Source organism: Neobacillus sp. YX16 (assembly GCF_030123505.1).
In the GTDB taxonomy this organism is placed as follows: Bacteria; Bacillota; Bacilli; order Bacillales; family Cytobacillaceae; genus Neobacillus.
Genome location: NZ_CP126115.1, coordinates 3,128,667 through 3,141,586, shown reverse-complemented (window position 1 = coordinate 3,141,586; position 12,920 = coordinate 3,128,667). Strand labels below are relative to the sequence as shown.

The window sequence follows — 12,920 nt, the reverse complement described above, 5'->3', positions numbered from 1 at the left end:
GTCCAAGCCTATTACAATTTTCATATTGAGGCTTTGAATTCCTTTATTTTCCCTAATGAATTTTTCAGAGGTTACTAATTATTATGTCGTTTGTTAACTTCAATCGTAATGAACTCCGGCAAATAGCTGGGAGTACATCCTTTTGCTACTATTTCATCTTTGTAAAGACCCGTTTTCTCACCAAGTTTAATACACCGTGCACGATTCTTTTCATCATAAACGCCTATCCAGCCTGCGGTGAAATTCATAGCCCATTGAACTTCCGGTTCTTCCTGCGTAATATTAGCTTCTAATGCAGATAGCAAGTATGCGGTGTTATCAGGCGGTGTTTGTCCAGTCCATCTCAATCGCGCTTGATAATACCAGAAAGCTCGCCTTTGAAGAGCAGAAGGACTGTTTTCCCATGACTCCATCAATCCACTTGTCTTCTTGTCTTTGGTGAGCTGATTAGCCATTAACCAATCCATTAAGTTAGTTCGCTCATCAAAAGTGTGTGTCTGCATATCCTTATCAAGCTTATTTAGCACATCTTGTGAAAGAAGTTTTTTGTCCATAATTAAGATTGCTAATAGTCTGGGCAAATACTCTTCGGTTGACCAAAGTTCCATAGCTAGTTCGTGATCTTTTTTAATGTCCTTCGCGATTTTTCGTAAGTCGCCTAGCTTAGTTTTACTATTGATCTGAGGTAGAATATTTTCTGCTTTTGAAAAGCGTTTTATTTCTGTACCATTATATTCATTCATTTTATACAGCTCCTTTATAAAAGCACTATATCGTATTAAAGCTTTCTCCACCTATAATAGAAGAGCAACCATCTTTAATTTAATTGCTCTGTTATTATTCATTGTTGATTTTCGTGTAGGGTTGAGAATTCATAGGCGGATAATTTCCGGCTATTGTATATAGAGGAAGCGTAGGAAGCAGATATAAGCGGAGATATTCCGGTTAATTACTTTAAATAAGACAAAATCCAAGGATTTGGATACAATAAGGGAAAAACTCCGCTTATTTTTAAGGAATTAATTGTATTTCCTAAAATAAACGGAAAAACTCCGTTTATTTTCCAAACACAGTGAAATCAACATTCAGTTTTAACAGAGACAATTTAATAATAACATTTACTTCCTTTTAATTGGATACGAAAAGAGCATTCCTTTTTAAAGAAACGCCCCCGTTAGTTATACATAAGACATACACAATAGCATATTATATTAAAGATGTGACAATAAGTCATTATTTCTTACCTTTTCGTTCTAAAAGTATAGGTGCTATATTTAGTATAATAGAAACAATTGTCAAAAACCATAATGCCCTTTCCATACCAGGTACTACATCCATTAAAGCTGCCCAATCTTCCACTTCTACCCACACTGATACAAGACTGTAATATGCACAAAGTGTTAATGCTGTAAACGATAATCCCATCGCCATAGCAAGCTTATAATCCTTTCCTGCTTTATACATATAAAGATTTATAAGTGTTATTACTATTGCAATACCCCCTAATATTACCCACATAACTATACCTCCATATATTTTTATTTATGTCGTGTAATAATACTAATGTGCATCATCTCAATTTTTTGCATTACTTTTTTATTAGACACTAATAGGTTAAATCTTATTTTATAGTAAATGCTCCTCCTTTTATGATTTCTTATTGAACAAACCTTCTTCGTTAGTTCAATAAGATTCAACAAAAAGAAGCGTTAATCCTTCTTGGTTCAACGCCCCCGTTAGCCATCCATGAATCGCTAAAAAAAAGCTCTTCACCACAAAGAATGAAAATGTATTGAATCCGTCCATACTTGTTCTAAGGCTGGGAGAGGAAGGTCGTTTAAGTTTGGTGCGTTAGAGCCCATCCGTTAGTCTGACTCCAACGACCATGGTGCATCACAAACTGTCGCTCCCTTACGGGAAGCACTCATGGTAGATTAATCCTTATTCTGATTGTTGCACCAGCCCCCAATCTTACAAGCCTAGAAAGGAAGAACTTCAATGGATGTAATCATTGAAAGAGCATGTGGTATGGATGTTCATAAGGATAATATCACTGCGTGTATTTTGACACCTGATGGAAAGGAGATTCAAACGTTTTCTACAAAAACAGTTTTTCTACTCAAGTTAATAGACTGGGTTAAGGAACATCAATGCACCCATGTCGCAATGGAAAGTACAAGTGTTTATTGGAAACCTATTGTTAATCTACTAGAATCTGAAGGAATTGAGTTTTTAGTTGTGAACGCCCAACATATGAAGGCACTCCCAGGTCGTAAGACCGACGTTAAAGATGCCGAATGGATTGCACAACTTCTTCGCCATGGTTTACTCAAAGCTAGTTTCATTCCAAATCGGACTCAAAGGGAACTTCGAGAACTTGTCCGTTATCGCCGTAGTATTATAGAAGAACGTGCAAGACAACATAATCGGGTTCAAAAAGTTTTAGAAGGAGCCAATATCAAACTCGGTTCAGTTGTATCTGATATTATGGGTGTTTCCTCAAAGGATATGCTTCGAGCTATAGCCGATGGCGAGGATGATCCTGAGAAACTAGCAAACTTCGCTCGTCGTACAATGAAAAAGAAAAAAGAAGAACTTGAATTAGCACTTCAGGGCTATGTTAACCCACATCAACGATTAATGCTCAAAACGATTTTAACTCACATTGATTTCCTAACTGAGCAAATTGAAATGTTAGATCAAGAGATAGCCAAACGAGTTAGCTCTTATGAAGAAGATATTGAAAGACTGGATTCGATTCCTGGAATCGCCAGAAGAATGGCTGAACAAATCCTAGCTGAAATCGGTACTGATGTTAAAAAACAATTTCCAACTGCGGCTCATCTTTGTTCATGGGCAGCCCTAGTACCTGGACATAATGAAAGTGCTGGGAAAAGAAAATCAACTAAAACTAAAAAAGGAAATAAGTATTTAAGATCAGCATTAACTGAAGCAGCTCAATCAGTCAGGGGTTCAAAAAACTATCTTGGTGCATTGTATCGTCGAACAGCAGGACGAAAAGGCAAAAAAAGAGCAGCTATAGTAGTTGCCCATGCGATATTGCGAATCGCATATTACCTGTTAACTAGAAAAGAAATGTATGTAGACTTAGGCGAAGACTACTTCGATAAACAAAGACAGGTTTCAATTGTACGCCATTCGGTTCGAAGACTAGAAAACTTAGGTTATACAGTTACAATAACAGAGGCTTCCTAATCCACTAAACAAATATATAACCACCAAAGATCAGACGCTCTCCCCTTTTAAAAAGATGAATGAGCTGCGTCTATTTAAGTATTGCCATTTTTCGAATGTCACAGAAGTTAATTTTCATGGTAGCTTAATTACTTTCTTCCCAATTTCTTCGTACTATGAAACAACCTCATATTTCAAGGTGTTTCGATGTACTTGAATATATTTACCAGTTGACTTATTCATTACTTGAGACACTTCCTTGGTATGCGTTACCTCAAACCAATCATTTTGTACATCCACCATTAATTTTAGTTCCACATCACGTTCTCCATATTTTAAACCACTAAAAGATAATTTCATCATCGTTATCATCCCTTTCTGATGAATAATATGGTTCTATTATATCTTCAATACAGACCTTTAATAAAGAAATGGCACGATTGGTGTTTTCGAAGAAAAATGTAACGTTTCTTAAGAGAGACTCTAGGTATGTTTCATTTGTTTAATTTTATTAAGTAGCTCTTAATATATTAACTAAAAGTGAAACAACTTCTCATCTATTATTTTTATATCTCTTCCTTAGCAACTCATTGATAAGTCCGTCTTAATGCTCAACACCACAAAACAAAAACCAGCCATAAGGCTGGTTTAATATCGTTATCTATTGATTTGAAGTTTGATTTCCCTTAATTCTTTATTTGTTATCTCAAGGAAATCAATGATTGTTTGATCATCGTCTCCTCTTTTTATCATTTTTTTAGCTAACTCTAGAATTCGTTCATGCTTACCTTCTTCTCTACCTTCATCTCTACCTTTTTTTACCTCCTTAATAAATTCCTCAAATATGGCTCCTCCCAAGGTGGATTCCCTCAATCCTTTTATTCCACAAAAACGCCCCAACCGTCAGAATAACCACCATGTGGCTTACTTAAGTTATTTAATTTGTTCTGTATTTGAATTAAGTCATTATAATTTAATAACATTCTTTTAGAGCAACAACATGCCCACTCCTCAGTTTCATCGTCCTGCTCTAAGAAACAATTGAATCCTTCTTCCTTTAGTACTTGCGATAATTTTTCACCTGTTGCTTTATCAGGCACGGAAACAAAAAAGTCCACTGATTGTTGTTTTTTAAAATCTAATCCATCTTTATATAGACTATGTAAAGCATCTCCATTAGCATCATTTGGAAATTTCATTCGTTTTTCCTCCATATTCTAGTACATTCATGGTTATCATTATAATTCACTAATTTCTTTTCGACTAACCATCTGTTCAAAAAGATTTAAAGCCACAACGGCAATTCGGAAAATACCATACTAAAACAAATCAATATCAAAATAATACAAAAAAAAACTCCAATAACAATGTAATCAATCAATGTTAATGGAACTTAATATTCTATAATCATAAAGTAATGTAATATTACTCAATAAATCTGGCCACATCTTTTCCGCATTTTTTACAGCTCCCCTCAAGAACAATACCTGGAGGAGATTCTTTGCCGACATAATTTTCAATTTGAACAACATCACTACAAAAACTACACCAAACATTTCGTTCCAGTTGTTTGCGCATATCTGCAGGAATAGCAAGCCATTTCTTATTTGCTGAAAACGAGATCGTTTCTTCATTAAGGTTCATTTTCGTTCCTCCTCTTTGTATTCCTCTTTTAACAGGCAAATCAACCTCAATATTAATATCCGCCGTAATAAAAGCTTCTAAACTAGTTGTTTAAATATCAGTAATGTATAACTGGAATTTATATTGATTTGTACAAGTAAGATTGATTGATGTAAAAAATCAAATTACCCGATACACCAAATTTTCATGTTATCGGGCAATTTGCTTATTTATTATTTCACAACTCTCTCTCGAACAACATCTCTTTTCAAAAGTTCCTTCACTTTCTGATCGATTCTTTCAATCTCTGCTGAAGAATTCCTCCACCAGTTCCGGCTCCAAATCCGTTCAATCGTCCAGCCCCTGCTTTCTAGAAAGCGCTGCCTGTAAACATCTCTCTCCTTGGCGTTCGTTGTACTATGGTACATGGCGCCGTCACACTCTATTCCTAAAATATAACGGGATGAATCATGTGGGTGGACAATGGCCATATCAATTCGGTATCCTGACATTCCTACTTGAGTCGTGACCTCGTATCCAAGGTTTCTCAGCTGATGATACACTTGCTCTTCAAACGGAGAGTCAAAATGCAGTTCCTTCACCTGGACATGGGTATTTACATTTTCATTCACTTCTTGGACAACAGCATTAATTTGGTCAACTTGTGAATTTGAAACAGCTCTTACATATTTTAAATAGGCTTTTAGTAATTTCGGACCCATTTGAGAAGTATTTGCCACATTCAATTCTTCCGGCTCAATGCTTGAAACAACGGTAATGCCTTCTTTAGCTCGAGTGACAGCAACATTAAGCCGGTTTTCTCCACCTTTTTGATTTAGCATGCCGAAACGATTATAAACTTTACCTTCCTCATTTTTCGCATAAGCAATAGAAAAGAGAATGATGTCCCGTTCATCCCCTTGGACATTTTCAATGTTTTTAACGAAAACTCGCTCATCTAAATCTCTTGTCAACATTTGATTATAAACAGCGCTGAATACCTCGTCCTCACCTAATAGCTTATCAATTTGATCCTGTATTTTCGTTTGCTGCTTTGAGTTAAAGGTAATAATTCCGACCGTTTTACCAGGTTGGTTTATTAATATATCCTTAAGAATGGCAACAACTTCTATTGCCTCCACTTCATTTGACTGGTTAATCCACCGTCCATTGACTTTTTTCCACTTAATCGCAGGTGGATTTTTAAATGGAACAACATTCGGTGCAATTTGTACATGACCATTATAGAACGCATGATTGGAATAATTGATCAACTCTTCATATTTAGAACGATAATGCCATTGAAGCAGTTTCTCGGAGAACCTTCGTTTAGCTAAATTTAACAGGCTAGTGGACTCATCTGTATCGTATTCCTCTTCGTCATCATCATCATTAACAAATGAAGATTGAAACAAGTTATAAGGTGGAAGCTGCTTTTCATCACCAGCAATAATCACTTGTTTTGCTCGGTAAACGGCTGGTATTCCGCTTTCCACAGTACACTGGGAAGCTTCATCAAAAATAACCAAATCAAATAATCCTTCCTGCAATGGAAAAATAGAAGAAACGATTTCTGGTGAAGCAAGCCATACTGGCAATATATCGACAAGACCATTGCCAGCAAATTGGTTTACTAATCTTCTTAGGGGCCAAACTTGTTTCTTTTTCCCGACTTGATGTTTTAACTCTCTAATATTCCTTGAATGCTGGTTTTGAACAGTCTCTACTTTTTTTGTCAGATTATGAATAAGGAACTGAGTACCAACCTTCCTTTTTTCTTCGATGAGCGCTGCAAAAGATTCTCTTATTCTTGAAAATTCATTGGTTGAAATTTTTTGAACCTGTGGGTTTCTCTTTTCCGTTTGATCAATCCAATGAATATAGGCAGAATTCTTCAATAAATCAACCCAATAATCTGAAAGTGTTAATTCATTATTGGCTGTTTTCTGTTGGAGGAGAAGGATAACCTTCTTTTCTACCTCTGAACAGTTATTCCAAAATATATCCATTTGCTGCAGTTCTTCAAAATCGCGATGGATGTATTCAACCATTTTATCTAGTTCATTTAATGGAATGTCCCCTTCTGAAATTCTCGTTTTTAGGCTGTTTACTTTTGATTGATTTAGAAATTTTTCTAGCTTTTCTACTTCATCTGCCATTGCTTTCGTCACTTTACCCAACTGCTGCATGATTACTAAAGATTTTTTGATCTTCATCCATTCAGGAGAACTTATCCCTTTAAATTTTTCACCCTCAAGTAATTCATCAATGATGTTCTTTCCGGAAACGGAGGTCCACCACCAAAGTCTTAAACCTTGTAACGTTCTTTTTGCCCCATCCTCGATATCCGGATAGATCTTGTCTAATTTACCTTCAATAAGCCACGTGTATCCTGGGGTAACTTTTTCATGGTCAAGTGAATCTAGGTATTCAATAGCTTTTTTGCTTTATCAATCACATCATTTAAAAGCTCAATCGCTTCCAGTTTTTCCTTCATATTAAAATGGGAAAAAGTTTTTCGCTCTTTTAATGGAAAGTCTTCATCACCAAAACGTTCAAACCACTCCGCATAGGTGTAGACTTTTTCTGCTATATCGACTAATCGATCTTTATTTAATTCAGGAAGAACAGTATGTAGATCAAGTATTTGTGTTGTCTCTCCAACTGGCCTGGCTAAACCGTATAAATCATATAATCTTAATCCAAAGTCTTGGTAACGATACAGAGCATCAGCGATACTGTTTAATAACTCTTCTTGAGTAGATAATTTTTTAGAGGTAGATGATAAATGATTGATTGCATTTTCAAACGAAACTTGATTTTGCTCTAGAACAGCGCCAACTTTTGCGTACAGTTTTTTCCGATCATTTTTTTCATCGTGAACGAGAGCAACGTGGTTACTTAATCCCAATCCATCAATTCGTTGGTAGACGACATCCAATGCAGCACGCTTTTGACAAACGACAAGTATTTTCTTTTCTTGTTGAAGAGCGTCAGTGATGAGATTAACAATTACTTGAGATTTCCCTGTTCCAGGCGGTCCATGCACAACAAGCCCTTTTTTATAACGTGCATCTTTGATGATTTCTTCTTGTGAACCATCCGCTTGCAAGAGGTTTAATACCTCGGTATCATCTATTTTTGTTTCGTTCCCTGGCTGTAGCTGCTCTCCTTCAACCTCAAATTCTACATCTCGAGGCTCAATAAGTTCACCAGCTAACGATAAATCACTTTCTTCAGAAAGAGTAATGAGTTCCTCATAGTCTTTAACGAGTGACGATCCTCCCTGTGGAAAATTTCCAATTACCGCATTCTCCAACATCGTTAGACCAGCAACTGTTGGTACTTCTTCCCTTTTATATTCCTTCAGTTTTGATAGACCTTTTGGACTAAATGAGACATTCATTTCAAACTTCTTTAAAAATGAAAGCCATTCTTCGTAGTTATACTGGGTCGATATTTCGGCAGCTTGTTCAAAGAATTCCTCATTAAAAGATAGGTTGTTCAGCTTCTTAAACGCCAAAAATAACGTCCGATTGATTTGGGGACCACTATCATCCAATTTGAGTACCCATTTTTGTGCGTTAACATTATTTTTTTCAAGCCTTAACGGGTACAAAAATAAAGGAGCTTGGAAAAACGTCCCATCTGACAACATCCCAGATAAAAATGGGAATCCCAAATAAAAATCATGTATTCCTGTTTCATCTTCAATTCCCTTAATATTTCTATATAAATCCGTTAGTTTTCTAGAAAGATTCATTGAGGTTTCATTGCTAACAGTTGGCTTCAATAGAATGACTTCATTCTTAGACTGATTTATAATTTGTTCTACAACCGAGACACTGGCCCTTTCCTTTGACAGCCTGTTTAAGGTATCCAATTCTGTTAAATCAAAACTCCACTTGTTATAAAGCTTCAATAATCGAATGGATCGATTACGTCGACTGATATCATTTAGCTTATCCCTCATATGTATTAATTTGTCTTTCATTACCAGCCCTCTTTCCCATATACGCTGTTCCAATTCCCTTTATATTACTATTCGTTTCTACTACGTGTTTAATTCCATGATAAAAAGCAATACAATATCAATAATATATGTGCATTGCTTTTATAAATACCGATATAAAACTTTTAATTAACCTTCTCAACACCTTGCTTTACTTGTTTTCTTTCTAAATTAACTTTATCTAAATAATGCGTAAATTCAGATTCACCAGAATAGGATAAACAAAGAAATTCCTTTGCTCTTGTCATCCCAATGTAAAGAAGTGAAACCTCCCTTTCTTTATTTTCCTCAAGCGGAAACGGCATAGAGTCCACATTAACGATAAAAACCGCTCGGAAATCTAATCCTTTACTGCTATCAATGGTACTAATTTTAACTCTACCATCATCTTTTGCAAAAGAGCGTTTTGAGACGTCGTTTTCAGTGATCCAAAAGTAAGGTAATCCTTCATCCTTCAAAGAACGCTTGATAATATCAATAATAGGATATTTATGTGTCCGTTTAACTCGGTAAAGAATGAGGATGTCCTGTAGCGGGACTTTTTTCTCGATATGTAATTTCTTTATGGAGCGAGCAACTATTCTCATTTCCTCAAAAAAAGTCGTTGCCTTTACGATACCAGGCTCAGGACCTTTTCGCTTCGTACTCTGAGGTGCAATGATCTCACCCTCTAGTTCACGATTGACTACTTTATTTTTAAACATCGAATGCTTGCGGTAAAATTCCCAAGCAAACTTTACAATCTGCTGGGTGTTGCGATAATTGATGGACAGAACCTTTGATCTTCCTTGAAAACTTAAGCCCGTATCCTGCAAATAGGAGCGCTTCCGCTGATAAATGGTTTGAGCGCGGTCCTCTACTAGTAGTAGAGACTGTGTATCTGCATTAATTAGTAAACTAACCAATCGGAGCCAGTCAGCTTCAAAGTCTTGCCCTTCATCAATCAAAACGGCGTCATATGTAGGTAGAATCGCTTCATTTCTTTCTAGTTTTTCTATGATATCTGAAAGCTGCTGTTCCCTTATCCTTAAATCGTTCTTTAACCAGGAGTGAAAATTCCTGACTATGATATTCTCATTTTGTATAGACTTCGCATTCGGATCAAAATCAAACAGATCCTCAGGCTCATTGAGCATATGATGGATCATTTGCTGAATCGCATTTGAAAGAGAAATATTGTAGCAGAGAATGAGAATCTTCCAGTCTGGATTTTGTTTTGATAACATCTTTGCCCGGCTTGCTAAAATGATCGTTTTGCCGCTTCCAGCAACGCCACGTATTAAGCGGTTCTTATCTCCAATTTGTTTAGCTAAATTCTCCTGGTGAAGATCCATGGTCTTAATATCATGCAAGGACAACAAAAGCTGGTCCTGATAAGGTACAGGCGGTTTGTATTCAGCACTAATCCGCACCTCAGGAAATAAGTGATATCGAATAGCGTTGATGTCCTCTATGGATAGCGATTCCTTTAATCGGAATGGAACGACAAACATATTGAGGATCTTTTCCATTAATATTTCTTCTGAAAATCCCTCTTTGTCTGGGTCAATTTCATCTCTCGTTAAACTAAGATTGGGTTCTATAACCGAATATAAGCCATCCTTAATAAAATCCTTTGAATTCATTCGTGTAAAAACAACACCATGGCCATAAGGGAACTTTAATTGAAATTTATATTTACCCTCTAACTGAATCAGACTCTTATCTTTTTTTAATGTATCAACCACATGAAACATATTGTCCCTTGCCTGCTTCATCGGACTTTTAATGACCGCTTGTTCTCCAGAGGTAGTAACAATATGCCATTCATCATGATTAATTTGAAAAAGTGTATTCTTCGTATAATCCTTCACTTCTAAGACGACAATGCCAAGGTCAGGCCCAATAATGACAAAATCAGGTCTTCTTCCTTGAATATCAGGTTCAAAATAAACAATGTAATCATCTGGTAAAATGGTCTTAAGCGTTCGAAAAAACAGCCTCTCTCCTGTTGTCGCAGATGATCGAATTGTCTCGGGAATCGTAATTGCCATAACAACCGCTCCAAAAATTGCAATTTTCTCCATTATACTACAATTAGGATATTTTACCCATAATATTACAAAAAACTTCTAATTACGTAAGAGATATCCCATATTTATTGACTATTTTCTACCAAAATTAACAAATAGCCCCCAAAGGGATTGTTTTTTACTTTAACTTAATTTATTAATAGTATTATAGGAAAATAAGACTAGGTAAATAAATGTTAGGACACACAGAAAGCGGAGTGAATATATTGTTTAAAGGAATAATAGATAAGCTATTTAAAACTACTCAACCTACGAGTACTTCTCAATATCAATCAATTAGTCAAGCAGAAGTGGAGGCATTAGTAGACGCAAAGCTAAAGGAACATGCTGCTGCATTAGAAACCACAATCTCAGATAAAGGAAACCAAGTTCCCATCCAGGATGAAGATTACACCTTATCAGCAAAGCAAATCGAATATGCACTATCGTTGATTGAAAAAGTAAAAGAGGAATTTGAACTGGCAATCGATCCAACCAAGCTAACCATTAAAGATTTAAATAGATTAATTGCCTATAATCGTTACAAGAATAAGGGTACCCTTATTAATCTCGTGAAAAAGGGTGTACTTAAAAAGAAATAAATCAAAAAAATCCTCGAATCCATTTAGGGCTCGAGGATTTTTTGACATATTGTCAGAGAAAAAATCATTTAGCGAAGGACCAAGGGGACGGTTCCGACGGTTTTTATAAATTAGGTTTCTTAGTTTCTATTCTAATAGTATCCCCTTCATCGACAAGATCAGCACCCACAGGACTAACGGTAAGAATGACATCTCCAGGTTTCAGAGTCATCACATTTGAGAGATAGGATATCATTTTGCTAATTGATATGATCATTAAATCTGTAGAACTATTTAATCTATCGATACCGGTTATCGGGGTTTATTTGTTAATAACTTTCTACTTTTCAAAATTAAGTATAACAGCAGTAGCAGCGCCTAGTAATAACGAATAAGGTTCCTCATTAAAGATAATCTGGGTATTAGAGTATGGTATCTTTAACGCATTTCTTCCAAGGTAATTTTTTAAAGAAGTTTGAAATACTTCGTATTGATTGTACGGACTGTCTATTACAATCTTTCCAGGGTTTATTATATTAAAAATACTAATTAAAGAAACTGCTAAATAGCTTCCATATTTATCAAGCGTTTCTTCTATTTTTCTATTTTTTTCAACCTCAGATAATTTGATAATTCCTTTTTCTAGGTTTGAAAGCCACTCTCTAAACGCCTTTTCGCTTATCAATTTTTCAAGACAACCTTTTTGGCCACATCCACATAGAGCCCCACTTGGATCAACTGAAATATGACCTATTTCCCCTGATGTAAAGCTCTCTCCATTCCAGATATCCCCGTCATTAATGAACGCTCCACCAATCCCATCTCCAATTCGTATATAAAAGAAGCTGCTATTAGAAAAATCTTCCTCTAATACATTGGAACATAACGAAGCTATTTTTACACTGTTTTGAATAATGATTGGTAAAGAGATTGAATACTTTAATAACTCAGAAATATTAACGTTTTTCCACTGGAGATTCGTTGACTCGTAGACAATTCCTTCTCTCGAATTCACAATTCCCGGTACTCCTATTCCCACGCCTAAAACATTGGAATACTCATCTAACAAGGCTGATACAATTCGAATGATTTGGTTGCAAACATAAGTAGCGTCCATACAATCAATTGTTTCAAAACCTTCTCTTATTACATTTAAAGAATAGTTTGTAACTACATATTCAATTCCATTATGATGAATGACAAGGCCAATTGCATTGTAGGCATCCTCATTTAATTCAAGTAATATTTTTGGTCGCCCCACTTTTTGTATGTCATTCACTCCGACTTCTCTAATCACTCCGGCACTTATATATTGATCAACGATAATGGAAACGGTATTTTTACTTACTCCCATCATACTAGCCAAATCTTTTCTAGAGGTTTGTTTATATTTGCGCAATAGGGAAAGTATCTTCTTTTGATTTTGTTCTCGTAAGATACCCGGACCTTTAATCATAT

The 12,920-nt window shown here is 35.7% G+C and carries 12 protein-coding genes and 1 pseudogene; 2 read left to right on the top strand and 11 right to left on the bottom strand.

From position 1 onward, the window contains the following. Window positions 1-74: 74 nt before the first annotated feature. Both QNH48_RS15185 and QNH48_RS15180 read right to left on the bottom strand, forming a co-directional pair. A complete protein-coding gene (locus QNH48_RS15185; protein ID WP_283950932.1) occupies window positions 75-743 on the bottom strand; it encodes a DNA alkylation repair protein in 669 nt (222 codons plus the stop codon). 490 nt (window positions 744-1,233) lie between these two features. Continuing rightward, window positions 1,234-1,518, bottom strand: a complete 285-nt coding sequence (locus tag QNH48_RS15180) for a hypothetical protein (protein ID WP_283950931.1) — start codon at window positions 1,516-1,518, stop codon at window positions 1,234-1,236. A gap of 480 nt (window positions 1,519-1,998) precedes the next feature. On the opposite strand from QNH48_RS15180, the gene QNH48_RS15175 reads away from it, so the two are divergent. Continuing rightward, the gene (locus tag QNH48_RS15175; RefSeq protein ID WP_283950930.1) at window positions 1,999-3,216 is read left to right on the top strand and encodes an IS110 family RNA-guided transposase; all 1,218 of its coding nucleotides are present in this window, start codon (window positions 1,999-2,001) and stop codon (window positions 3,214-3,216) included. Window positions 3,217-3,369: 153 nt separating this feature from the next. Here the strand turns inward: QNH48_RS15175 and QNH48_RS15170 are convergent, their stop codons facing one another. The 7 genes from QNH48_RS15170 to QNH48_RS15140 form a co-directional block, all read right to left on the bottom strand. Next, window positions 3,370-3,558, bottom strand: a complete 189-nt coding sequence (locus QNH48_RS15170) for a hypothetical protein (protein ID WP_283950929.1) — start codon at window positions 3,556-3,558, stop codon at window positions 3,370-3,372. A 294-nt stretch (window positions 3,559-3,852) separates the two neighbouring features. Further along, entirely contained in the window at window positions 3,853-4,053 is a 201-nt protein-coding gene (locus QNH48_RS15165) for a hypothetical protein (RefSeq protein WP_283950928.1), read from the bottom strand. 20 nt (window positions 4,054-4,073) lie between these two features. Next, a complete protein-coding gene (locus QNH48_RS15160) occupies window positions 4,074-4,394 on the bottom strand; it encodes a ribonuclease E inhibitor RraB (protein ID WP_283950927.1) in 321 nt (106 codons plus the stop codon). 226 nt (window positions 4,395-4,620) lie between these two features. Continuing rightward, a complete protein-coding gene (locus QNH48_RS15155) occupies window positions 4,621-4,839 on the bottom strand; it encodes a hypothetical protein (RefSeq protein WP_283950926.1) in 219 nt (72 codons plus the stop codon). A 212-nt stretch (window positions 4,840-5,051) separates the two neighbouring features. Continuing rightward, complete coding sequence (locus tag QNH48_RS15150) at window positions 5,052-7,034, bottom strand: AAA domain-containing protein (protein ID WP_283950925.1); 1,983 nt, start codon at window positions 7,032-7,034, stop codon at window positions 5,052-5,054. A gap of 206 nt (window positions 7,035-7,240) precedes the next feature. Continuing rightward, window positions 7,241-8,812: a DUF4011 domain-containing protein gene (locus tag QNH48_RS15145; RefSeq protein WP_283950924.1), complete on the bottom strand. Its 1,572-nt coding sequence runs from the start codon at window positions 8,810-8,812 to the stop codon at window positions 7,241-7,243. A 143-nt stretch (window positions 8,813-8,955) separates the two neighbouring features. Beyond that, the gene (locus QNH48_RS15140) at window positions 8,956-10,863 is read right to left on the bottom strand and encodes a 3'-5' exonuclease (RefSeq protein ID WP_283955781.1); all 1,908 of its coding nucleotides are present in this window, start codon (window positions 10,861-10,863) and stop codon (window positions 8,956-8,958) included. 236 nt (window positions 10,864-11,099) lie between these two features. Here QNH48_RS15140 and QNH48_RS15135 point away from each other — a divergent pair, with 236 nt between their 5' ends. Beyond that, window positions 11,100-11,483 carry an ABC transporter ATP-binding protein gene (locus tag QNH48_RS15135; RefSeq protein WP_283955780.1) on the top strand — a complete coding sequence of 128 codons (384 nt, stop codon included), beginning with the start codon at window positions 11,100-11,102 and terminating at the stop codon, window positions 11,481-11,483. A gap of 103 nt (window positions 11,484-11,586) precedes the next feature. On the opposite strand, the pseudogene QNH48_RS15130 reads toward QNH48_RS15135, so the two are convergent. Continuing rightward, a pseudogene (locus QNH48_RS15130) lies at window positions 11,587-11,763 on the bottom strand (fumarylacetoacetate hydrolase family protein); the annotation flags it as partial. A gap of 39 nt (window positions 11,764-11,802) precedes the next feature. After that, on the bottom strand, window positions 11,803-12,918 hold the full coding sequence (locus QNH48_RS15125) for an ROK family transcriptional regulator (RefSeq protein WP_283950923.1): 1,116 nt from the start codon (window positions 12,916-12,918) through the stop codon (window positions 11,803-11,805). Window positions 12,919-12,920: the final 2 nt, after the last annotated feature.

What these genes read in the sequence shown, in the direction of transcription:
- QNH48_RS15185 (WP_283950932.1), bottom strand. Translation starts at nt 743, where the DNA reads ATGAATGAATATAATGGTACAGAAATAAAACGCTTTTCAAAAGCAGAA.
- QNH48_RS15180 (WP_283950931.1), bottom strand. Translation starts at nt 1,518, where the DNA reads ATGTGGGTAATATTAGGGGGTATTGCAATAGTAATAACACTTATAAAT.
- QNH48_RS15175 (WP_283950930.1), top strand. Translation starts at nt 1,999, where the DNA reads ATGGATGTAATCATTGAAAGAGCATGTGGTATGGATGTTCATAAGGAT.
- QNH48_RS15170 (WP_283950929.1), bottom strand. Translation starts at nt 3,558, where the DNA reads ATGATGAAATTATCTTTTAGTGGTTTAAAATATGGAGAACGTGATGTG.
- QNH48_RS15160 (WP_283950927.1), bottom strand. Translation starts at nt 4,394, where the DNA reads ATGAAATTTCCAAATGATGCTAATGGAGATGCTTTACATAGTCTATAT.
- QNH48_RS15155 (WP_283950926.1), bottom strand. Translation starts at nt 4,839, where the DNA reads ATGAACCTTAATGAAGAAACGATCTCGTTTTCAGCAAATAAGAAATGG.
- QNH48_RS15150 (WP_283950925.1), bottom strand. Translation starts at nt 7,034, where the DNA reads ATGAAGATCAAAAAATCTTTAGTAATCATGCAGCAGTTGGGTAAAGTG.
- QNH48_RS15145 (WP_283950924.1), bottom strand. Translation starts at nt 8,812, where the DNA reads ATGAAAGACAAATTAATACATATGAGGGATAAGCTAAATGATATCAGT.
- QNH48_RS15140 (WP_283955781.1), bottom strand. Translation starts at nt 10,863, where the DNA reads ATGGCAATTACGATTCCCGAGACAATTCGATCATCTGCGACAACAGGA.
- QNH48_RS15125 (WP_283950923.1), bottom strand. Translation starts at nt 12,918, where the DNA reads ATGATTAAAGGTCCGGGTATCTTACGAGAACAAAATCAAAAGAAGATA.